Here is a 21,034-nt window from a genome sequence, read left to right on the forward strand (position 1 = left end):
GCTCGGCCTGCTTTCTACGACGCTCAGCGCGCTCCTCGGCGCTCATCTTCGGCATGGCGTCAATCGTCACAGTGTGTCTCCTTCAGGGGGTGGTGCCACACCCCTTACACACACCATTTGACAGGCCTTCGGGATTCTCTTCACGGTACTTGTTCACCCAGTTCCCGAGGGTGCCGGGAATGATCCCCAGCTCGCCAGCGACCTCGACGATCGGCCGGTCGGACTGGATCACCAGCTGGACTGCCTCGGCCTTGAACTGGGGACTGAACTTACGCCTGGATCTTCCTGCCATGTCCTTGATCCTTCCTCATAGAAGACTGTCCAAGAACCTTGGTACACCCCAGCCCCAACATCGCCTTTGCTGTCACGGATCTCCAGGACCGCCGCAGGGAGGTGGACATCACCGAGTCCACCACGGCGAACTCGCGGCCCCTGCAGCTGCCGGCCCCATCGGCGTGGACAGCCAGGAACCGGTCTCCTTTCCGCTGTTCACCCTGCGTGACGTCGAGTTCCTGCGGTTGAACGGCACCGAGTTCCACGTCGTCGTGGACTCTCAGAGCATCGTGCTGGCGCCGTTCCCGGTGCCGCTGCCGATGCAGGGCCAGCGGCGGTCCTTCTCGAAATACAGCGAGCACGCGGACCTCATGGAGGTCTTCCCCGCAGGAATCGACCAGCTCCCGCGCATCGCCATTGCCGAGGGCACGGATGTCCATCGCGAAGGCCCGACCGCGTATCTCTTCGCCGGTGACGCCCTCGAACGCATCGCCGTGGGGGAGACCGAGGTGGTCAATCGCTTCACGACGTTCGGCACCTGGCCGAAGAAGTACAGCTACCGCGCCGAGATCGACCTTCAGCCCGGCGCGAACGCGGCTGCCTGGCACAATGCCTCCGCCGATGCCACCGGATCGGACGCCACCGAGTGAACGCGCTGTGCCACCGAGTGAACGCGCTGCGGCGGCGCATCACAGCGCGTTCAGGAACTCCTCAATGCTGCGCCGGTACAGCTCCGCATCGTCCCGGTGGATCTGCGCATGCTCGGCCTCCTCAGAGGTCACCAGCTGCTTATCCGCATGGGGCACAGCATCGTAGAGCGTCTGCCCCATCGGCGGGGGAGTGACCTCATCGGCCATCGTGCGCAGCACCAGCGTCGGCCGCGACGTCTTCGCGAGCCACGGCGTGACCTCCGCCTCGCCCAGCCACCAGCCGTGCTCGATCCGGTTCATGACCGTGCCGACGGCCATCATGTAGCCCACCGGGATCCCCTGCTCGGCCTGGACCTCCTGCAGCACCTGCTCGATGAACACGCGCCCGTTGGCGACCGGGCAGTCCAGGATCAGCGCATCGATCCGCGACGCATCCCGCCCCAGGGCGATCCCGGCAGATGGCCCGCCGTAGGACTCGCCCCACAGCACCAGCAGCTGCCCCTCCTCCAGCCGCTCATCCACCTGCGTGACCACGTCGAGGATGTCGTAGGACTCGAGCACCCCGAATGAATTGGTGGGTGCCGTGTTGTCCCCGGAGTTGCGCTGGGCCAGGGCTGCCACATCGAAACCAGCCTCGAGGAACATCTGGGCCGGGCGCATCACCGTCTCCTTCGTACCGCCCATGCCGTGGACCATCACCACCGTCCCGCGCGCGGGCTGGTTGGGTGCGCAGCTCGAGCACCGGGATCGCGTGGTCAAACCGGGTGGAGGAAACCTCGCTGCGGGTGAGCTCATAGGTCTGTGCCAGGCGGTCCACGTCCGGCACGAACGGTTCACGGTTCGCGAGCGTCTCCTCCCGCGTCATGTTCTGCGCGGCGCCCTGGGCCACCAGGTGACCCATATAGCCCGAGAAACCGACCACGGCGAGCAGCACCAGGTTCGCCGTCCCCACGCCAATGCGGGCCAGCACCCGGCGCCATCGCCGCGGGGTCCGGCCAGTGGATCTCGCCCCCCGCCGCCATGACCGCAGCGTACTGGACGATCGCCCGTCTGAGCAGAGCTGACGTCCCGACAGTGCCCCGCCAGCGACCCTCTGGCGCCCAGTGGGGACCGTGAGCCGGAGCGGTTTACCGCAGCGGCGCGCTGATGTCCACCGAGAGAAAACCCCGCCGGAACCTCACCGCATCCAGCACCAGCACTTCCCCGGGCCGGCCCGGATTGCGCAGATGCACATGCCCGGACCGCGGATCCGCTCCCACCACGGCGAACACATGATTGCGGGGGAGCGGGCCGACGGGGCTCGCCACCAATGGGCTCAGCGGATGCGTAGAGGCGAAGATCGCTCGCTGCTCGCCGCGCCAGCTGATGATCTCCTGCGCCGAGGGCAGGCGCAGCATGGAGCGCACCCGCTGCCCGGTCAGCACCTCCAGCCCGAACCGGCCGAAGCCGGACTGCAGGAAGCGGTAGCCGCCGGCCACATGCTGCGCGATGGCCTTCTCGAGCGCTCCCACCCAGCCGGGGTTCGCGCCATCCCGTCGGCCGTGCAGCCAGCGCCCCTGCTCATCGACCGGATACCGGCGTTCAACCCGGATCGGTTCCGCGACGGTCGGCAGCTGCACGAGCACGCCCCCATCGGCGTCCTCCTCGAGCATCGCCCGCAGACGCTCCGGGGCGGTCTCATGGACCGCAAGCAGCGCGGCCATCACCCAGCAGTCCCCGAGCTGCCCCTGACGGGGCCGACGCAGCACCGCGGGCGCGAGCGGTCCGGTATCCACCCGCAGACGCACGGCACGCGCCCGCCCGATGGGGGCGAGCGCGTGCAGGGTGCGGCGCCAGGTCCGCACGCGGGGGCGGTCCATGCTCATCGCGCTGGGCTCCTCACAGCCATCGCCCCCGGTGCGTTCAGTCGGTCAGTGCTGCTCGGCCGGGACGATCTTCTGGCCGGTGCGCTCCATGACCTTCGCGAACCAGTCCTGGGTGACGTCGAAGGACTTGTGACCGGCGATGCGCTCGAACTCGATCGCGCGCAGCACATTGCCGTTGCCCTCGTCGTGGCCGATCACGCCGGAACCACCCTCGAGGGACACCTGCACCGCCAGGTCCGTCATGGACTTGATGAGTCGCAGATCCTCCGGGTTCGCCTTCGCGGAGCGGGAGAAGTATCCGGACTTCTGCACCATGACCTTCTCTGCGCCGAGCTTCTCAGCGAACTGCTTGGCGAACCACTGGCCGGGGTTGATGGTGTCGATCTTGACGTGGCCGAAGGGATCCTTGGGGACCTCCTCACCGCGGGCTTCCATCTCGGCGACGATCTCCGGGATCCCCGCGCCCTCGGACAGGAAGATGTTCACGCAGCCGACCTCGTCCATGACCTTCTTCAGACGCTCGGCCTCGGCATCGATATCGAGCTTCAGCTCCGGCAGGAACACGGCGTGGAGGTCCCACCGCTCGGCGCGGTGGCCGATCCCCGGCAGCCACTCCTGCTGAGCGTGCCACTGCTGGTAGTACTCGGCCGCCTGCGCGGTGAGGTAGCCGCACGCCCGGCCCATGACTTCGTGGACGATCAGCATCCGCGGGTTCGAGCCGTGCTCAGCGATGATGTTCTGCGCGAAGACGCTCGTCTGCTCCGCGGCGGACATCGCCCCCAGGGACTGGCGGATCGGCACGATGTCGTTGTCGATCGTCTTGGGCAGACCCACCACATGCAGGTCGTAGTCGTTCTCGTGCAGGTACTTCGCCAGATCCGCGGCGGTGGTGTTGGTGTCATCGCCACCGATAGTGTGCAGCACGTCCACGCCGTCGGCCTTGAGGCGGTCCGCGGCGACCTCCAGGGCGTTCTGCCCCTCCTGGATCAGGCCGCGCTCGACGAGGTCCTTGGTGTTGGTGAGCTTCACGCGCGAATTGCCGATGGGGGAGCCGCCGTAGTTGTGCAGCAGGCCCGCCTTGGCGCGCACCTCGTCATCCACCACGATCTTCTCGCCGGACAGCAGGCCCCAGTAGCCGTGCCTGTAGGCGATGATCTCCACGTCCGGCACCAGCTCGGTGTAGCGCTCGATGAGGCCGCCGACGGCGGAGGACAGGCACGGGGCATAGCCACCGGCGGTCAGCAGGGCGACGCGCTTGACGGTCATCAGGATGGGATCCCTTCACGATGGGGTTTCGGTCGCGTCGAGTCTAGCGATCCCCACCTGGGCGTCGCCGAGGCGCTCAGTCCCGACCGCGCAGTGCCTCCAGCACGTCCTCATGCAGCAGGGAGTTAGTGGCCAGCGCATTGCCGCCGAACGGGCCGTCCTCGCCCTCGAGCGAGGTGAAACGCCCTCCGGCCTCGGTGACGATTGGGGCCAGCGCCGCCATGTCGTGGAGGTTGAGCTCCGGCTCGCAGGCCACATCCACGGCGCCCTCCGCCACGAGCATGTAGGACCAGAAGTCGCCGTAGGCGCGGGTGCGCCAGAACCGCTGCATGAGGTTCAGCATCTGCGGCAGCTGCTCGCGGTCCGCCCAGCCGTGCAGGGAGGAGTAGGACAGCGAGGCCTCCTCGAGGGTGGAGACCTGGGAGACGTGCAGTCGGGTCGCGCTGCTCAGTCGCGAGCCGGTCCAGGCGCCGCCCTCTTCCGCCGCCCACCAGCGCCGGTTCAGCGCTGGCGCGGAGACCAGCCCCACGACGGTTCGCCCCTCCTCGACAAGGCCGATGAGTGTGGCCCACACCGGCACGCCCCGCACGAAGTTGGCGGTCCCGTCGATGGGGTCGATGATCCACTGGCGGGCTGCGCTGCCGGTGGTGCCGAACTCCTCGCCGATCACCTGGTCCCGTGAGCGGGAGCGCTGCAGCTGGGAGCGGATCATCTGCTCGGCGGCACGGTCGGCATCGGTGACCTCGGTCAGGTCCGGTTTGGTGGAGACCTCGAGATCCTGGGCCTTGAAGCGGCTCATGGTGTGCTGATCCACAGCATCGGCGAGCACATGGGCAAGGCGCAGGTCATCGGCGAAACGAGAGGGCATGACCCCTACAGTAGGCGCTCGCGGGTCGTGTCGGCGGGTACCACGCCCGGCGCGCCTGCGCCGCATAGGCCGACATGCTCTGCAGCCCCCGACGGCTCGCAGCCCCGTCACCCCGCAGGCTCGCACAGCTCGCAGGTTCACGCGTCCTAGAGGCTCACACGTCCCAGGGGTCGTTCGCGCGCAGCACCGTGGCCAGGCGCCGATACGACTCCAGCCGCGCGGACCCCGCGCTGCCGGCCTCCCCGGCGGCCACCAGCTCATCCAGCGCGCAATCCGGGCCATCCGCCAGATGCGTGCAGCCGCGCGGACACTGCTCCGCCAGCGGCGCCAGATCCGCGAAGGCTTCCAGCAGATCCTCGGGATCCACATGCCCCAGCCCGAAGGAGCGCACCCCCGGGGTGTCGATCACCCAGCCGCCGCCGGGCAGCTGCATCGCCAGAGCCGATGAGGAGGTGTGCCGTCCCCGGCCCGTGACGTCGTTGACCTGACCCGTGGCGCGATCCGCGCCGGGCACCAGGGCGTTCAGCAGCGTGGACTTGCCCACCCCGGAATGGCCGATGAGCACGCTCACCCGCCCGGTCAGGTGCTCGCGCAGCTGATCGAGGCCCGCGATCTGCTCCGTGCCATCGGCGGTGATCATGCGGCGGGTCTGCACGTGCTCCAATCCCAGGGGGGCATAGGAGGACAGGAACGGCTCAGGGTCGCGCAGATCCGTCTTGGTCAGCGCCAGCAGCGCCTCGATGCCCGAGACGGATGCTGCCACCAGGCAGCGGTCGATCATGCCGCCGCGCGGCTCGGGGGCGGCCACGGCCGTCACCAGGACCATGAGGTCCACATTCGCGACCAGCGGCCGTTCCGTCGCATCGTCGTCATCGGCGCTGCGACGCAGGAAGGAGGAGCGCTCTGCGATCCGCACGATCCGTGCCAGGCTGCCGTCGCGCCCCGAGGTGTCGCCCACCAGGCCCACGAGGTCGCCGGGGACGATGGGGGAGCGGCCCAGCTCACGGGCGCGCATCGCGGTGACCGCCCGCTCCTGCTCGGTGCCGGCGTCCACGATCGTGCGCCAGCGGCCCCGGTCCACGGAGATCACCCGCGCAGTGATCGCATCCTCATGCCGAGGGCGGTCCTTGGTGCGCGGACGGGAACCGCGACGATTCGGGCGGATGCGCACATCCGATTCGTCGTAGTCCCGCAGCGGGCGCCTCACGCCGACTCCACCCCATCATCGGGGGCCGCTTCGGGATGCAGCATCGACAGCCACATCCCCACGAAGTCCGGGAGGGTCTTCTGCGTGGTGCCCACATCGACGATCTGCATCCCGGGCACGCGCAGACCGATGATCGCCCCGGCGGTGGCCATGCGGTGATCCTCATAGGTCTCGAACACGCTGCCGCGCAGCGGACCGGGCACGATCTCCAGCCCGTCGGGAAGCTCCCGGGTCTGCGCCCCCACCTTCGTCAGCTCGGTGGCCAGGGCCTTCAGACGATCCGTCTCGTGTCCGCGCAGATGCGCCACCCCCGTCAGGCGGGAGGGGGAGTCCGCCAGGGCGCACAGCGCCGCGATGGTGGGGACCAGCTCGCCGACGGCCGACATGTCGGCGTCGATCCCGCGGATCGTGCCGGTGCCGCGCACGCACAGCTCGTCATCTTCTCGCAACACCTCGGCGCCCATCCGCGTGAGCAGCTCGCGGTAGGAGTCCCCGGGCTGGGTGGTGGATTCGGGCCAGTCGGCGATTGCGATGGTCCCGCCGGTGACCACGGCCGCGGCGAGGAACGCCCCAGCATTGGACAGGTCCGGTTCGATCGTCACCTGCCCGCCGCTGATCGGCCCGCGGGCCACGCGCCAGGTGTGTCGGCCCTGGTCATCGCGGCCGTGCTCGACCTGCACGCCCGCGGTGCGCAGCGTCTCCACGGTCATCTCCACATGCGGCAGCGAGGGCAGGGTCTCACCCACGTGCACGAGCTCCACATCCTGCTCCGCCCGCGCCGCGACCAGCAGCACATTGGAGAGGAACTGGCTGGACTCGGAGGCGTCCACCTCGATCCGGCCCCCGGGCAGCCGCCCGGTGCCGTGCACCGTGATCGGCAGATGACCGGCCTCACCGTGCTCGGTGACCTGGGTGCCCTGCTGCCGCAGCACCGAGATCACCGCGTGCATGGGGCGTACGAGCGCGGCATCATCCCCGGTGATGTGCACCTGCCCGCGATGCAACGCCGCCAGCAGCGACACGAAACGCATCACCGTGCCGGCGAGGCCCGTATGGATCTCCACCGGCGCGGCATCCTCGCCCGACCCCGGCTCGGGCATCGGCTCGACGTGCAGCGCACCGTCGCGGACGGACAGATGCACTCCCAGCCGCTCCAGGGCATCCCGCATCAACCGGGTGTCGCGGGAGGCCAGGGCACCCCGCAGACAGCTGGGCCCATCGGCCACGGCCGCCAACAGCATCCAGCGGGCCGTGAGCGACTTCGACCCCGGAACCCGCACCAGGGCGTCGACCGGCTGGTCGGCGACCGGTGCGTTCCACAGCACCTCCGACGGCACGGCGCTCAGCCGCGCTGGGCGGCCAGCTGCTTCTGGGCGTTGCCGACGGCGCCCTTGGCCTTCTTCTCGAGGTCGCGCTGGGTCTTGGCGGCCTTCTTCTGGGACCGCTCGATGAACTGTTCCGCGCGGTAGCCCAGCGACGGCTTGCCGTCGTGATCCACCGCCGCGAGCAGCACGCCGCCCAGCAGGCCGGCGTCGGTGAGGATCGACTGGATCTCCCCGGTCAGATCCTCGCCCCGCAGCTCCCACACGCGCTTGCGGCCGGCCCAACCCACCGACGTGGTGGCCAGCAGCGTGACCGCCGCCAGGCGCGGGCAGCGGTTCGTGGCGTACATCAGGCCAGCACCCGCGGCGACCACCCCGGTCGCCCGCACGATGGTGCGCATATCCAGGAACGACGGCACCTGCGAGACCCCGGCGAGAGACTTGTCCGCGGCCTCGAAGGCCTGCGGGAACACGTCGATCTGCCGCTCGGGATGCAGGGCGGTGCGCACGCCCTCGAAGACGAAGGGGGCGGCGAGCAGGGGACGGGCGATGCGTCGGACCAGAGCCATGATGTCCTCACGTTCTTGATGATGGGGGCACTGCCGGTGACCGGGAGCGATCCTGGTCACCGCGCACCAGACTACCGCCCAGGGAATGATCCGCGCCCCCGGCACGTTGAACTGGTCGGCGGAGCACGCGATACACGCGATACGAGCCTCGACGCGAGCTGCCGTATCGAGGCGCGCATCGCGCGGGCCCGCCCGGATCATCCCGCCCGGGACCGATCCGTCTCGAGCCCCTCAGGAGTCGCCCATGGCCGCAGCCGTGCTGGAGCGTGAGCCGTCCTGTCCGGATGCCCCGATGAGCCGCGGTGCCGTAGATTCATCGGTGATGAGCACCGATCACACCACCCTCGCCACCGAGGATCCGCTGCGGGCCGACGCAGCAGCGGAGCGCGACGTCGCCGATTTCGACTTCGAGGCCGAGGCCCTCAGCCACCTCGATTCCCTCTACGGCGGCGCCCTGCGGATGACCCGCAATCCGCACGATGCCGAGGACCTCGTGCAGGAGACCTTCGTGAAGGCCTTCCGCGCCCAGGACCGCTTCACGCCGGGGACGAACATGCGCGCCTGGCTGTACCGCATCATGACCAACACCTACATCTCCGCGTACCGCAAGATGGAGCGCCGCCCCAAGGAGTCCTGGACGGACACGGTGGAGGATTGGCAGCTCGCGGAGGTCGCCGGGCACACCAGTCGGGGGCTGCGCTCGGCGGAGAATGAGGCGCTGGACCACCTGCCGGACACCGCCGTCAAGGAGGCGCTCGGCGAGCTGCGCGAGGACTACCGGATGGCGGTGTACCTCGCCGATGTGGAGGGCTTCGCCTACAAAGAGATCGCGGAGATCATGGACACTCCCATCGGGACCGTCATGTCCCGCCTCCACCGCGGCAGGCGCCAGCTGCGCGAGAAGCTCGCCGACTACGCGCGCTCAAGCGGCTTCCTGCGTGAAGCCCCCGATGGGGCAGGGACCGCTGAGACCGACGCGACAGCAGCGACCACCACGACCACCACGGACGCCACGGAGGAGGAGCGATGAGCACGAACCAGGATGCCCCCGCCGGCGACGCCGGGCGTGACCTCCGCTTCGGTCTCCATGAAGCACTGGATGGCGAGCTGCCCCACGAGACCGTGGAGCGCATGCGCCGCCACACCGTGGACTGCCCCGAATGCGCCGAGGAATGGGAGCAGCTGCAGCTGCTCAAGGAGCTGGTGCGACGCAGCTGCGCAGACCGAGCCCCCTCCGCGCTGCGCGACCGCATCGTCCTGCAGTGCCGCAGCGTCACCGTCACGCGCACCGGGGCCGATGGCACCTCCGTGACCGTCACCCGCACCACCACGCGCCGCAGCGGCCCCGCCCGCTGACCGTGCACGCATGACAAGCGGCCCCTCCCAGATGGGAGGGGCCGCTTGTCATGGGCCGGTGCGTCGCACGCGGCGACCACGGTCAGCTGTTGGGGCGCTTACCGCGGTTCGCGCTGTTCTTGCGACGCGCCTTGCGCTTGCGGCCTCGCTTGCTCATCACGCTCTCCTTCCTTCGCCCGGGTAACCCGGCAATTGTGCCATAGGAGCATGCCCGCCTCATGGTCCGCAGCAGGGCCGACGGTTTGCTCGTCACCGAGCTCACACAGCAGTGGGGCGGGTGGTGTGCTGCTCAGGCGGAGGTCCCCAGCCAGGCCCCGAAACCACCGTGCAGCACCAGCCAGGCCATCAGCCCGTAGCCGGTCTGCCCCGGATGGTCCCCGGCAGAGCGCGCCAGGTCGCCCTCCCACTGCTCATGGCCGGTCAGCCCGCCGACGGTGTCCACATAGGGGATGCGGCGCCGGGAGCACACATCCTCGAAGGCCCCGGACAGATCTTGGATCCCGGCGCTCAGCCCCGGATCCCGGCTCGGTGCAGGGCCCACCACGAAAACGGGGATGCGCAGCCGCTCCAGGCCGTCGAGGACCTTGGCGAGGTTCAGGCGCGAGCGGGCCAGGGATACCCCGGCGGCGACATCGGCGCGCCCCATCCCGAGCACCACCTGGTGCTCGATGCTGCCATCGGCCTGTCCGTCCCGGGAGAAGCGGCGCTCCACATCGGCGCTCCACCGCTCGGCGAGTTCCGCGGAGGTCTCCTCCGGCAGCGCCGCGGAGAACACGTCGATGCGGCTGCTGGTGCCCTGCTCGCTGGCCACGGCACGGCCCAACCAGCCAAGGGCACGGGCATCGCCCACACCCGCGAGCAGCTCATCGCCCAGGGCGATGACGCGGATGCGGGATTCCTGGGCCGGGGTGGACGACGTGGGCTGTGACTGCACCGGAACCTCCTGGGCCGGGGATGGGAAGGGCCAACTCTAGACGCGCACGCGGCCCCGGGGCGAACCGGGGCCGCGGCCAGGTCAGTCCGCGAAGGCCTCCTCGAGCAGCGCCTCCTGCTCCTGCTTGTGCGCCTGGTTCGAGCCGGTCGCCGGTGAGGCGGAGGCCGGACGGGCCACCACGTGCAGGGTGCGGCCGACCTGCAGGATGAAGTTCATCGCCATGAAGCTCCAGGCGCCCTGGTTGCGCGGCTCCTCCTGGACCCAGGTCAGCGGCACGTCGCCGTAGGTCTCGAGCACCTGCTGCAGTTGCTCGGTGGGCAGCGGGTACAGCTGCTCGACGCGCACGATCGCGGTATCGGTGATGCCGAGCTTCTCGCGGCGCGCCACCAGATCCCAATACACCTTCCCGGAGGTCAGCAGCACGCGGCGGACATCCTTCGGATCCACCGTGGTATCGGGCAGCACCGGCTCGAAGTGACCGCTCGTGAAGTCCTCGACGGAGCTGACCGCCGCCTTGTTGCGCAGCATCGACTTCGGGGTGAAGACGATCAGCGGCTTGCGCGGCTCGGACAGTGCCTGCCGGCGCAGCAGGTGGAAGTAGCTCGCCGGGGTGGAGGGCATCGCGACGCGCATGTTGTCTTCCGCGCACAGCTGCAGGAAGCGCTCGATGCGGGCGGAGGAGTGGTCCGGCCCCTGGCCCTCGTAGCCGTGCGGCAGCAGCAGCACCACACCGGAGCGCTGGCCCCACTTCTGCTCCGAGGCGGAGATGAACTCGTCGATGATGGTCTGCGCGCCGTTGACGAAGTCGCCGAACTGCGCCTCCCACAGCACGAGCGAGTCGGTGCTCTCCACCGAGTAGCCGTACTCGAAGCCGAGCGCCCCGAACTCCGAGAGCGAGGAGTCGTAGACGTTGAACCGTGCCTGGCCCTCACTGAGGTAGGACAGCGGCGTCCACGTATCGCCGTTCTCGTGGTCGATCAGCACGCTGTGACGCTGCACGAAGGTGCCGCGGCGCGAGTCCTGACCGGCCAGGCGCACGCGCCTGCCCTCCATGAGCAGCGAACCGAAGGCCAGCAGCTCGCCGAAGGCCCAGTCGATATTGCCCTCGGTGGCCATCTGCTCACGGCGCGCCAGAACCTGGGCGAGCTTCGGATGGACGGAGAAGCCCTCGGGAGCCTCGCCGTGCGCGGCGCCGATGCGCTGCAGCACCGCGGCATCCACAGCCGTGGAGACCTCGCGCTGACCGCCCTCGCCCTGCTGGGACTCGGGCAGCTCGAGACCCTGCACGCTCTGCTGCGAGTTCTGCTCGCCCGCCCCCTCGCGAGTGGAGGCGAAGGCCTCATCCAGGTGCTCCTGGAAGTTGCGCACCAGCCCCTCGGTCTCCTCCTCGGTGAGGTCGCCGCGCTCGATCAGCGCCTCCATGTACAGCTTGCGGGTGGAGGGCTTGTCGTTGATCAGGCGGTACATCTCCGGCTGGGTCATCGACGGGTCATCGCCCTCGTTGTGGCCGCGGCGGCGGTAGCAGACCATGTCGATCACGACGTCGCGGTGGAACTTCTGGCGGAACCTGAAGGCGATCTCCGCCACCCGCACGCAGGCCTCGGGATCATCGCCGTTGACGTGGAAGATCGGCAGCTGCGTCGACTTCGCGACGTCCGTGGAGTAGAAGGACGAACGCGAGGAATCCGGCAGCGTGGTGAAGCCGATCTGGTTGTTGATGATCACGTGGATCGTGCCGCCGGTGCGGTAGCCGCGCAGCTCCGAGAGGTTCAACGTCTCGGTGACTACGCCCTGGCCGGCGAAAGCGGCATCGCCGTGCAGCAGCACCGGCAGCACCGGGAACTCCTCCGGCCGCTCCAGGCGATCCTGCTTGGCGCGGGTAATGCCCTCAAGCACCGGGTTCACAGCCTCCAGGTGCGAGGGGTTCGCCGCCAGGTACACCTTCGTGCTCGCGCCGTCGCGCGAGGTGTAGGTGCCCTCGGTGCCCAGGTGGTACTTCACATCCCCCGAGCCGAGCTTCTGACCGTAATTGCCCTCGAACTCCTGGAAGATCTGGCCGTAGCTCTTCCCGGCCAGGTTCGACAGCACGTTCAGACGCCCGCGATGGGACATCCCGATCGCGACCTCGTCCAAGCCCTCCCGGGCGGCTCCGGCGAGCACCGCATCGAGCATCGGGATCACGGACTCGCCGCCCTCGAGGGAGAAGCGCTTCTGGCCCACGAACTTCGTCTGCAGGAAGGTCTCGAAGGCCTCCGCGGCGTTGAGCCGATCCATGATGTGGGTCAGCTCGTCCTTGGAGAACGCGGTGCGCGGCGTCTCCATCTGCTCCTGGATCCAGGCGCGCTCCTCCGGATCGGAGATGTGCATGTACTCCACGCCGATGGTGCGGCAGTACGCATCGCGCAGATGCCCGAGGATCTCCCGCAGGGTCAGCTCCTCGTGACCGCCCAGGCCCCGCGTGGGAAAGGAGCGGTCCAGGTCCCACAGGGTCAGCCCGTAGGTCTCCACATCCAGGTCCGGGTGCGTGCGCACCCGGTACTGCAGCGGATCGGTGTCGGCCATCAGATGCCCGCGCACGCGGAAGGCGTGCATCAGGTCCATCACGCGGGCCAGACGCTCGGATTCGGTGTGCTCGAAGGGGTTGTCCGGCACCCAGCGCACCGGCTGGTACGGCAGGCGCAGGGAGGCGAAGACCCGGTCGTAGAACCCGTCCTTGCCCAGCAGCTTGTCACCCATCGCCTTGAGGAACTCGCCGGAGGCGGCGCCCTGGATGATGCGGTGGTCGTAGGTAGAGGTCAGGGTCATGACCTTGGAGACCGCGAGCTCGGCGAGGGTGGCGGGGCTCGCGCCCTGGAACTGCGCGGGGTAGTCCATCGCACCCACACCCACGATCACGCCCTGGCCCTTCATGAGGCGGGGAATGGAGTGGACGGTGCCGATACCCCCGGGGTTGGTCAGCGACACGGTGGTGTGCGCGAAATCGTCCATCGTCAGCTTGCCGGCCCGGGCCTTCTTGACGACCTCCTCATAGGCGCGCCAGAAGCCGTGGAAGTCGAAGCGCTGCGCCGCCTTGATGTTCGGCACCACCAGGCCGCGCGAGCCGTCCGGGCGAGGCATGTCGATCGCGAGACCGAAGTTGATGTCCTCGCGCTCCAGGAGCAGGGGCTTGCCCTTCTCATCGACGTCGAAGCCGTTGTTCATGTCCCGGATCTCGGTGATCGCCTCGATCATCGCCCAGCCGATCAGGTGGGTGAAGGAGACCTTGCCCAGGCGCTTGCGCTTGAGGTGGTTGTTGATGACCATCCGGTTGTCGAACAGCAGCTTCACCGGCACGTCGCGCACCGAGGTGGCGGTGGGCACGGTGAGGGACTCATCCATGTTGCGCACCACGGCGGCGGCGGGGCCGCGCAGCTTCTGCGGCGTGGGCTCACGCAGCTCCACGGCGGGGATCTGCGCCGTGGTGGTGGGCACCTTCGCCGGGCGGTCCGAGGTGGTGGACACCGACGGCTCCGCCTTAGGGGTCGGCTTCGCGGCGGGCTTCTGCGCCGTCGCAGACTTCTGCGGTGCCGGTGCCGACTTCTCCTTTCGCGGCTCCTCCTGGGAGGCCGAGGCCTTCTGCGGCGTCTGCTCCGGCTTAGCCTGCGGGGCGTCCTCGTTCACGGCAGCGTCTTCCTTCGCGGGATCGGGGGTGCCGGCACTCTTGCCGGAGGAGTTATCGACGGCGGGGGTCGCATCATCGCTCGGCCCACTGTCGGCGAAGTACTCCGCCCAGCTCGGATCGACGCTCGAGGGATCCTGTCGCCACTGGTCGCGGAGCGCGTCCACGAGCCACTGATTCGGGCCGAACTCCGCGTGCTCGGAGTCCTGTGTCTGCTGTGACACTCTGAGATCGCCAGCCTTCTCACGGTCGGGTGATACGGATGAGGTCAGCCTATCCCCACTGCAGGCCCGGCGGGCGCTCCGTGAACGGGACCAAAGGCCCGCAGATTCGTGGGAGACATCACGTCAGGCGGTCACCCTCGCGTCCCTGCCGCATCGGAAGGACAACGCGGATGAGGGAGGAGCGTCCATCGTGGGCGGCCTCGGCCCGCGGGTCATCGGCGACGTCGATCGTCCCGCCATGCAGACCCACTGCCCAGCGCGCGATCGCCAGGCCCAGACCCGTGCCGCCCGAGGAATCCGGGGAGCCGCCCCGCTGGAAACGTTCGAACACCCGCGCGCGATCCTCCCGCGCGATCCCCGGGCCTTCGTCATGCACGTCGATGCGCACCCCGGCGCCCTCCTGCGCGGACGCGGCGCAGACGTGGATGCGGCCGCCGACGGGGGAGTGGCGGGCGGCGTTCTCCAGCAGGTTGTGGATCACCTGGTGGAGTCGCGCAGCATCGGCCTCGACCGTGAGGTCCGGCGGCTCCACCTCGACGATCCAGCGCACATCCCGTCCGCCAGCGGCGAGAGAGGCTGCGTCCACGACTTCGTGCAGGAACGGGGTCAGCTCCACGATCTCCAGATCCAGCTCGATCACCCCCGCATCCAAGCGGGAGAGGTCCAGCAGGTGGTCCACGAGCTGGGAGAGACGCTCCGTTTCGGTCAGGGCCACTTCGAGCGCTGCCGGATCCGGCTCGGTCACCCCGTCCACCAGGTTCTCCAGCTGCGCGCGCAGCCCCGCGACCGGGGTGCGCAGCTCATGGGACACATTGGCCACCAGCTCCCGACGGGTGCGGTCGGTCTGCTCCAGCTCCGCGGCCATGGTGGAGAACGCCGCGGCCAGCTGACCCACTTCGTCACGGCTGGTGGCGCGAACATCGCGGCTGTAGTCCCCGCGGGCCATGGCCCGGGCCGCTGAGGTCATCTCCCGCAGCGGGGAGGTCATCCCGCGCGCCAGCACCTGGGTGGAGACCAGTGCGAGCACTACCACCAGGGGCAGAGCCAGCAGAGGGGCGACTCCGGCGCGGATCGAGATCTGGGTCAGCAGGGCGGCGACCGTCACGCTCACAGCCACGAGCACCCCGAGCTTGACCTTGAAGGAGCGCAGGCGGTCTAGCGGTCGCAGATCTAGCCGATCGGGGACGCGACTGCGCGGTGCGGGCACGGAGCCGCTCACGAGTCCTCGGGCTCGTCCGCGGGCACCTCAAGTGCGTAGCCCACACCGTGGACGGTGCGCACCAGATCGGCGCCGAGCTTGCGGCGCAGCGCCTTGACGTGGGAGTCCACGGTGCGGGTGCCGGTGGCATCCACCCAGTCCCAGACATCGGCCAGCAGCTGCTCCCGGGTCAGGACCGTGCCGGGGGTGCTCGCCAGGCACAGCAGCAGATCGAACTCGGTGGGCGTCAGATGCGCCGGGACGCCCCCGCGCATCACCCGTCGGCCTGCCCGGTCGATCACCAGGTCGCCGATCTGCAGCGCCATCTGCGGTTCCGGCCCGGGAGCGGCCGGGGCGCCGGTGCGGCGCACCCGGCGCAGCAACGCCTTGAGCCGGGCGGCGAGCTCGCGCATCGAGAAGGGCTTGGTCATGTAGTCATCGGCCCCCACCCCGAGGCCCACGAGCATGTCGGTCTCATCGTCCCGGGCGGTCAGCATGAGCACCGGGACCGGGTCCTCGGCCTGGATCCGACGGCATACCTCAAGCCCGTCGAAACCGGGGAGCATGACATCCAGGACCACGACGTCGGGCCGATGCTCGGACACGGTGCGCACACCCGAGGGGCCATCGAGCGCGGTGGCCACATCCCAGCCCTCGGCTGTCAGGCGATCGGCGATGGCCCGGGTGATCGTGGGCTCATCCTCGATGACCACTACGCGCACGGGGGCCGGGGACGAGGAGCTGTGCTGCTCTGTGCTCGACATGGCGCCACTGTAATGCGGACCCTGCGGGACCGCCTGTGAGAGGCGGCGCGAGCGGGGATGCGAGTGCGTCCGATGTGACCCAGTCCCCATCTGGACGCGTCGTTCGTCAAGTCTCGGCCAGTGCCGGGCCCGGTCGGCAAAAACTTGGCAATGAGCGGGTTGACCAGGACGTTGTTCATGAATTTCCGGCGTACGTTGGATCGCGTTGTTCGGCGACGCGTCCTTCCCTGTCCGGCGTCGCGACCGGACGAACGTCATTGCAAGGAAACCGCCGTCGAAACAGGAAGAGGTTGCCCCGTGGCCAATCACCGCGCCGAAGGTCGCGCCGCCGTGCGCAAGCCCCGCTCCGTGGGGGGCACCCACCGTGATTCCTGCGTCCCCGGTGGCGCCGTGAAGGTCGGTGTCGTCGGCGTTCTGGCCACCGCGACCATCGCCGCGCCGCTGGCTGCCGCTGCCGCGGGCGTTGAGGACACTGCTCCGCAGCCCGCCCCCATGGCCCAGCAGGCCCCGCAGGTCGCCCCGCAGGACGCCGCGCCCGTCGCCATTCCGACCGCCGCCAAGGCTGACGCCGAGGTGCGCGATACGGGCTCCGCTGCCAGCCGCTCCGAGGAGCGCACCTCCCCGGCGGAGGAGAAGGAGACGTCCGAGGACGCCGCGCAGGAGCAGGAGGCCGAGGGCACCGGCATCACCGTCGAGGTAGAGGAGCCCGAGCCCGTCGTCGAGCCCGCGGCCGAAGCCGCCGAGAACGGCGAGGGCACCGCTGACGCCAGCACCGCTCCGGCCGCCACCTCCGGGACCGTCCGCCCCGTGCCCGGCCCCATCACCTCCGGCTACGGCTACCGCATCCACCCCATCCTCGGCTACTCCAAGATGCACGAGGGCGTGGACTTCTCCGCCGGGTGCGGCACCCCCGTGCGCTCCGTCCGGGCCGGCACAGTCGTGGCCGTCGAGTACAACGGCGCCTCCGGCAACCGTGTGAAGGTCGACCACGGCAATGGTGAGATCTCCGGCTACTACCATCTCTCCGGCTTCGCCACCTCGGTGGGCGCGACCGTGCAGGCCGGGGACGTCGTCGGCTACGTCGGCTCCACCGGGCGCTCCACCGGCTGCCACCTGCACTTCGCGAAGATGGACGCCAACGGAAACTACTCCAACCCGATGTCCTTCCTGCAGTGACCGCTCCCATCGTCCTGGGAGTCGAATCCTCCTGCGACGAGACCGGCTTCGGGATCGTCTCCGAGGGCCGACTGCTGGGCCAGGGTCTCGCCTCGAGCGCTGCCCAGCACGCTGAGTTCGGCGGTGTCGTCCCCGAGATCGCTGCTCGCGCGCACCTCGATGTGGCGGTGCCCACCCTGCAGGTCGCCCTGGCCGATGCGGGCGTCGAGCTGCGCGACATCACCCACGTCGCCGCGACCTCCGGGCCGGGCCTGGCGACCGCCGTGCACGTCGGCCTCGCGGCGGCGAAGTCCATCGCCTGGTCGCTGGACGTCCCGCTGTACGGGGTGCACCATCTGGCGGGCCATGCCGCTGCCGATGTCCTCGAGCACGGTCCGTTGCCTGAACGCAGCATCGTTCTCATCGTCTCCGGCGGTCACACCTCGATCCTCGCCGTCGGTGACCTCGTGCGTGATCCCATCGAGCACCTGGGCGACACCCTTGATGACGCTGCGGGGGAGGCCTTCGACAAGGTGGCGCGTCTGCTGGGGCTCGGCTATCCGGGCGGCCCGGTGATCTCCCGCGCCGCCGCCGACGGAGATCCCACCTCCTTCAGCTTCCCGCGGGCGATGCTGCGCCCCCAGGATGCCCCGTACACCTTCTCCTTCTCCGGGCTCAAGACCGCGGTGGCCCGCACCGTGGAGACCCTTGAGCGGGCCGGCGAGAGCGTGCCGGTCGCGGACATCGCCGCCTCCTTCGAACAGGCGGTCGTCGATGTGCTGGTCACCAAGGCGCTGCGGGCCGTGCAGGACCGGGGCCTGGACACCCTGATCATCGTCGGCGGGGTGGCCGCGAATGCGCGGCTGCGCGCGCAGGCCCAGGAGCGCTGCGACGCCCTGGGGGTCGACCTGCGCATTCCGCCGCCGCGGCTGTGCACCGACAACGGCGCGATGATCGCGGCCGTCGGGGACCTGCTGGTCCATGCGGGCGCTGACCCCAGCGGCCTGGGGATCGCCGCGGATCCCTCCGCGGTGCTGCACGGCGCGCAGCTGCCGCTGCCGCGGTGAGGTCGCTTACATCCCGCGCCGCACCCGGGCCAGGACCGGCCAGGGCGGCGCGGTGTTGCTAGTCTTATCCGGTCAGCCCCTGTAGCTCAGTGGATAGAGCGTCTGCCTCCGGAGCAGAAGGTCGTAGGTTCGAATCCTGTCGGGGGCGCTGATGGAACAACAGGTCAGCCCCGGTTTTTGCCGGAGCTGACCTGTTTCAGGTTCTGTGCGGGGGTGCCGCGACGCGCTCAGCCGCGCTCGCTGCGCAGGGTCAGCAGACGCTCGAGCACATCGCGTGCCGCCTCGGTGTCCGCCACGCGCAGCGCGGCCGCGGTATCGCCCTCGCCCACCTTGATGCCCAGGTCCTGCTCGCCCAGGCGTGCGAAGACGCTCTCATCGGTGACGTCGTCACCCAGGTAGAGCCATGCATCGGCCGCGCTGGCCCGCGCGAGGGTCTCCACGGCGGCGCCCTTGGAGGTGTGCACCACGGCGAACTCCACGACCTCCTTGCCCGGTGTCACCGTGACCTCCGGCAGGCTGAAGCCGTATTCGAGCGCGGCGTCAGTGGCGTTCAGCCCGCCGCGGCCCTTCGCATTGCGGGTGTGCAGCACCGCGGCGGTGGGCTTGCGCTCCACCTCGGTGCCCGGATGCGCCCGCGCGATCCGCTCCAGATGCGCGGTGACCTGCTCCAGCAGCTCCGCCTTCGCGTCATTCATCGCCAGCGCGGACTGGTCCAGCACCTCTGCCTGCATCCACGGCGGCAGCGCCCCCACCTCCGCCCCATGGGATCCGACGAGCACCACGGAGCTGGGCATGTGGGTGTGCGAGTCCAGATCGGCGAGGGCCCGACCGGACACCAACGCCACCGCGACCGAGGGCAGTCCCGCGAGCTCCCGCAGAGCGGTGAGGCTGCGCTGCTCGGGCTGGACCGCATCGCGGTCGGACACGATCGGGGCGATCACCCCGTCGAAGTCCGAGGCGATCAGCAGGCGCGGAATCCGCGCGAACGCCGCGAGAGACTGCTCGATCTGCTCCGGGCTGCTCAGCTCATCGCCGCTCAGGCGGATCACGGCGGGCCCCTGCTCCTCGGGCCGGCCCGCCTCCTCCAGACGGGACAGGAAGTCATGCGCCCAGGACTGCACATCGTGCTCCATCACCTGGTGGCGCAGGGAGCGCATCGCCCCCTCCTGCTCATCCTCGGGCATCGCCAGCGCCTTGAGGATCGCCGCCTTGAGCTCATCGATGTCATGCGGGTTCACAAGCACCGCGGCCCGCAGCTCATCGGCCGCACCGGCGAACTCGGACAGCACCAGCACGCCCCGCAGATCCGGGCGGGAGGCCACGTACTCCTTCGCCACGAGGTTCATGCCGTCCCGCAGCGCGGTCACGAGCACCACATCGGCGGCCATGAACAGAGCGGTCATATCCCGCCGGTCGAAGGAATGATGCTGATAGGACACGGCCGGGCGCCCGATCGGCGCATGTTCGCCGTTGATGCGCCCCACCGTCAGCTCCACCTCATCGCGCAGCTGCCGGTAGGCCTCCACCCGCTCCCGAGAGGGCGTCGCCACCTGGATCATCACGGTGTCCTGCGGGTCGATCGAGCCGTCGTTGAGTAGCTCGCCCCAGGCCTTGAGGCGATGCCGGATGCCCTTGGTGTAGTCCAGACGATCCACGCCCAGCACCACCTTCTTCGGATCGCCCATGTCGCGGCGCAGCTGAGCGGCGCGCTCGCGGATCTGGGGATCCTCGGTGAGGGCGGAGACCGCGGCGGAGTCGATCGAGATCGGGAAGGTCTGCACGAGCACCTCCCGCATCGGCGCTGCGCCCAGCCCCGGCACCGAGATCGTCATTCCATCCACGTGGTAGCCCAGCAGACGCCGCACCGCAGCCACGAAGTTCAGCGAATCGCTCTCGCGCTGGAAGCCGATGAGGTCCGCCCCCAGCAGGCCGCGCAGAATCGCATTGCGCTTGGGCAGCTGGCTGAACAGCTCCACCGGGGGGAAGGGGATGTGGTTGAAGAAGCCGATGCGCACATCGGAGCGCTCATCCCGGATCATCCGCGGCACCAGCTGCAGCTGGTAGTCGTGCACCCAGATGGTCCCGCCCTGCGCGGTGACCGCCGCGGCCGAGCGGGCGAAGCGCTGATTGGCGCTCAGATAGGCGTCCCACCAGGTGCGATGGAACTCCGGATCCACGATGACATCGTGGTAGAGCGGCCACAGGGTCGCATTGGAGAAACCCTCGTAGTAGCGCTCCACCTCCTCCTGCTCGAGGCGCACCGGGAACAGGCTCATCCCATCGGCCTCGAAGGGCTCGGGGGCGTCGCCGGGCGACCCGGCCCAGCCCACCCAGGCACCGGAGTCCACGGTGCGCATGACCGACTCCATCGCGGTGACCAGACCGCCGGGGCTGGTGACCCATTCGGTGGCGCCATCGGGCAGGGTGCGGGCATCCACCGGCAGCCGGTTGGCGACGACGACGAGCTCGTGATGAGGGGCGCGGGCGGGCTGGTCTGACACCGGGGTCTCCTTCGCAAGACAGTGGGGAGGGCGGAGGTGACCGGCGCCGACGGGGATCTGCCGGGCGGCACCCACGCCGTGGTATCGACCCTACCAAGTGGGATCCCTCACGCTCGCGCGCGCAGGGTGCGAAAAGCCGCGCATGCTGCAGGTTCGC

At 69.5% G+C, this 21,034-nt stretch carries 17 protein-coding genes, 1 tRNA gene and 1 pseudogene; 6 read left to right on the plus strand and 13 right to left on the minus strand.

Annotation, left to right across the window (positions count from 1 at the left end; genetic code table 11):
* Nucleotides 1-127: 127 nt before the first annotated feature.
* Nucleotides 128-292, minus strand: a pseudogene (locus MU407_RS06980) (transposase); the annotation flags it as partial.
* 163 nt (nucleotides 293-455) lie between these two features.
* On the opposite strand from MU407_RS06980, the gene MU407_RS06985 reads away from it, so the two are divergent.
* Nucleotides 456-923 (plus strand): hypothetical protein, encoded by a 468-nt coding sequence (locus MU407_RS06985; protein WP_246956416.1) that lies wholly within the window; start codon nucleotides 456-458, stop codon nucleotides 921-923.
* 39 nt (nucleotides 924-962) lie between these two features.
* Here the strand turns inward: MU407_RS06985 and MU407_RS06990 are convergent, their stop codons facing one another.
* The 7 genes from MU407_RS06990 to MU407_RS07020 form a co-directional block, all read right to left on the minus strand.
* Nucleotides 963-1,718 (minus strand): alpha/beta fold hydrolase, encoded by a 756-nt coding sequence (locus MU407_RS06990; RefSeq protein ID WP_281507743.1) that lies wholly within the window; start codon nucleotides 1,716-1,718, stop codon nucleotides 963-965.
* 332 nt (nucleotides 1,719-2,050) lie between these two features.
* Nucleotides 2,051-2,788, minus strand: a complete 738-nt coding sequence (locus tag MU407_RS06995) for a C2 family cysteine protease (RefSeq protein ID WP_246956420.1) — start codon at nucleotides 2,786-2,788, stop codon at nucleotides 2,051-2,053.
* A gap of 45 nt (nucleotides 2,789-2,833) precedes the next feature.
* On the minus strand, nucleotides 2,834-4,054 hold the full coding sequence (locus MU407_RS07000) for a pyrophosphate--fructose-6-phosphate 1-phosphotransferase (RefSeq protein WP_246956422.1): 1,221 nt from the start codon (nucleotides 4,052-4,054) through the stop codon (nucleotides 2,834-2,836).
* A 76-nt stretch (nucleotides 4,055-4,130) separates the two neighbouring features.
* A complete protein-coding gene (gene hisN / locus MU407_RS07005) occupies nucleotides 4,131-4,922 on the minus strand; it encodes a histidinol-phosphatase (RefSeq protein WP_102235151.1) in 792 nt (263 codons plus the stop codon).
* 154 nt (nucleotides 4,923-5,076) lie between these two features.
* Entirely contained in the window at nucleotides 5,077-6,129 is a 1,053-nt protein-coding gene (gene rsgA, locus MU407_RS07010) for a ribosome small subunit-dependent GTPase A (RefSeq protein ID WP_246956424.1), read from the minus strand.
* Complete coding sequence (gene aroA, locus MU407_RS07015; protein WP_102235153.1) at nucleotides 6,126-7,466, minus strand: 3-phosphoshikimate 1-carboxyvinyltransferase; 1,341 nt, start codon at nucleotides 7,464-7,466, stop codon at nucleotides 6,126-6,128. Before aroA ends, rsgA begins: the two co-directional genes overlap by 4 nt.
* A gap of 5 nt (nucleotides 7,467-7,471) precedes the next feature.
* Nucleotides 7,472-8,020 carry a hypothetical protein gene (locus MU407_RS07020; protein ID WP_102235154.1) on the minus strand — a complete coding sequence of 183 codons (549 nt, stop codon included), beginning with the start codon at nucleotides 8,018-8,020 and terminating at the stop codon, nucleotides 7,472-7,474.
* Nucleotides 8,021-8,342: 322 nt separating this feature from the next.
* Here MU407_RS07020 and MU407_RS07025 point away from each other — a divergent pair, with 322 nt between their 5' ends.
* Both MU407_RS07025 and MU407_RS07030 read left to right on the plus strand, forming a co-directional pair.
* Complete coding sequence (locus MU407_RS07025) at nucleotides 8,343-9,050, plus strand: sigma-70 family RNA polymerase sigma factor (RefSeq protein WP_281507744.1); 708 nt, start codon at nucleotides 8,343-8,345, stop codon at nucleotides 9,048-9,050.
* Complete coding sequence (locus tag MU407_RS07030; protein ID WP_246956426.1) at nucleotides 9,047-9,376, plus strand: zf-HC2 domain-containing protein; 330 nt, start codon at nucleotides 9,047-9,049, stop codon at nucleotides 9,374-9,376. Before MU407_RS07025 ends, MU407_RS07030 begins: the two co-directional genes overlap by 4 nt.
* A 289-nt stretch (nucleotides 9,377-9,665) precedes the next feature.
* On the opposite strand, the gene MU407_RS07035 is transcribed toward MU407_RS07030, so the two are convergent.
* The 4 genes from MU407_RS07035 to MU407_RS07050 all read right to left on the minus strand — a co-directional run bounded on the left by MU407_RS07035 (nucleotide 9,666) and on the right by MU407_RS07050 (nucleotide 16,154).
* A complete protein-coding gene (locus MU407_RS07035; protein ID WP_246956428.1) occupies nucleotides 9,666-10,310 on the minus strand; it encodes a GDSL-type esterase/lipase family protein in 645 nt (214 codons plus the stop codon).
* Nucleotides 10,311-10,391: 81 nt separating this feature from the next.
* Nucleotides 10,392-14,192 (minus strand): multifunctional oxoglutarate decarboxylase/oxoglutarate dehydrogenase thiamine pyrophosphate-binding subunit/dihydrolipoyllysine-residue succinyltransferase subunit, encoded by a 3,801-nt coding sequence (locus tag MU407_RS07040; RefSeq protein WP_246956430.1) that lies wholly within the window; start codon nucleotides 14,190-14,192, stop codon nucleotides 10,392-10,394.
* Nucleotides 14,193-14,310: 118 nt separating this feature from the next.
* Nucleotides 14,311-15,411 (minus strand): ATP-binding protein, encoded by a 1,101-nt coding sequence (locus MU407_RS07045; protein ID WP_102235158.1) that lies wholly within the window; start codon nucleotides 15,409-15,411, stop codon nucleotides 14,311-14,313.
* A complete protein-coding gene (locus MU407_RS07050; RefSeq protein WP_246956432.1) occupies nucleotides 15,408-16,154 on the minus strand; it encodes a response regulator transcription factor in 747 nt (248 codons plus the stop codon). The genes MU407_RS07045 and MU407_RS07050 overlap by 4 nt, the downstream gene beginning before the upstream one ends.
* A 297-nt stretch (nucleotides 16,155-16,451) precedes the next feature.
* On the opposite strand from MU407_RS07050, the gene MU407_RS14465 reads away from it, so the two are divergent.
* The 3 genes from MU407_RS14465 to MU407_RS07065 all read left to right on the plus strand — a co-directional run bounded on the left by MU407_RS14465 (nucleotide 16,452) and on the right by MU407_RS07065 (nucleotide 18,524).
* Complete coding sequence (locus MU407_RS14465; RefSeq protein WP_246956434.1) at nucleotides 16,452-17,330, plus strand: M23 family metallopeptidase; 879 nt, start codon at nucleotides 16,452-16,454, stop codon at nucleotides 17,328-17,330.
* Entirely contained in the window at nucleotides 17,327-18,376 is a 1,050-nt protein-coding gene (gene tsaD / locus MU407_RS07060; RefSeq protein WP_246956436.1) for a tRNA (adenosine(37)-N6)-threonylcarbamoyltransferase complex transferase subunit TsaD, read from the plus strand. Before MU407_RS14465 ends, tsaD begins: the two co-directional genes overlap by 4 nt.
* A gap of 75 nt (nucleotides 18,377-18,451) precedes the next feature.
* Nucleotides 18,452-18,524: transfer RNA gene (locus MU407_RS07065), tRNA-Arg, on the plus strand.
* A gap of 79 nt (nucleotides 18,525-18,603) precedes the next feature.
* On the opposite strand, the gene MU407_RS07070 is transcribed toward MU407_RS07065, so the two are convergent.
* The gene (locus tag MU407_RS07070; RefSeq protein ID WP_102235161.1) at nucleotides 18,604-20,877 is read right to left on the minus strand and encodes a bifunctional alpha,alpha-trehalose-phosphate synthase (UDP-forming)/trehalose-phosphatase; all 2,274 of its coding nucleotides are present in this window, start codon (nucleotides 20,875-20,877) and stop codon (nucleotides 18,604-18,606) included.
* Between the last annotated feature and the right edge of the window lie 157 nt (nucleotides 20,878-21,034).

This window comes from Brachybacterium sp. Marseille-Q7125 (assembly GCF_023062615.1).
Classification (GTDB): Bacteria; Actinomycetota; Actinomycetes; order Actinomycetales; family Dermabacteraceae; genus Brachybacterium.

Bases quoted from the DNA above. Each gene is read 5' to 3' on its own strand.
- MU407_RS07020 (WP_102235154.1), bottom strand. From the start codon at position 8,020: ATGGCTCTGGTCCGACGCATCGCCCGTCCCCTGCTCGCCGCCCCCTTC.
- MU407_RS07000 (WP_246956422.1), bottom strand. From the start codon at position 4,054: ATGACCGTCAAGCGCGTCGCCCTGCTGACCGCCGGTGGCTATGCCCCG.
- MU407_RS06990 (WP_281507743.1), bottom strand. From the start codon at position 1,718: ATGAGCTCACCCGCAGCGAGGTTTCCTCCACCCGGTTTGACCACGCGA.
- MU407_RS06995 (WP_246956420.1), bottom strand. From the start codon at position 2,788: ATGAGCATGGACCGCCCCCGCGTGCGGACCTGGCGCCGCACCCTGCAC.
- MU407_RS07050 (WP_246956432.1), bottom strand. From the start codon at position 16,154: ATGTCGAGCACAGAGCAGCACAGCTCCTCGTCCCCGGCCCCCGTGCGC.
- MU407_RS07030 (WP_246956426.1), top strand. From the start codon at position 9,047: ATGAGCACGAACCAGGATGCCCCCGCCGGCGACGCCGGGCGTGACCTC.
- MU407_RS07025 (WP_281507744.1), top strand. From the start codon at position 8,343: ATGAGCACCGATCACACCACCCTCGCCACCGAGGATCCGCTGCGGGCC.
- hisN (WP_102235151.1), bottom strand. From the start codon at position 4,922: ATGCCCTCTCGTTTCGCCGATGACCTGCGCCTTGCCCATGTGCTCGCC.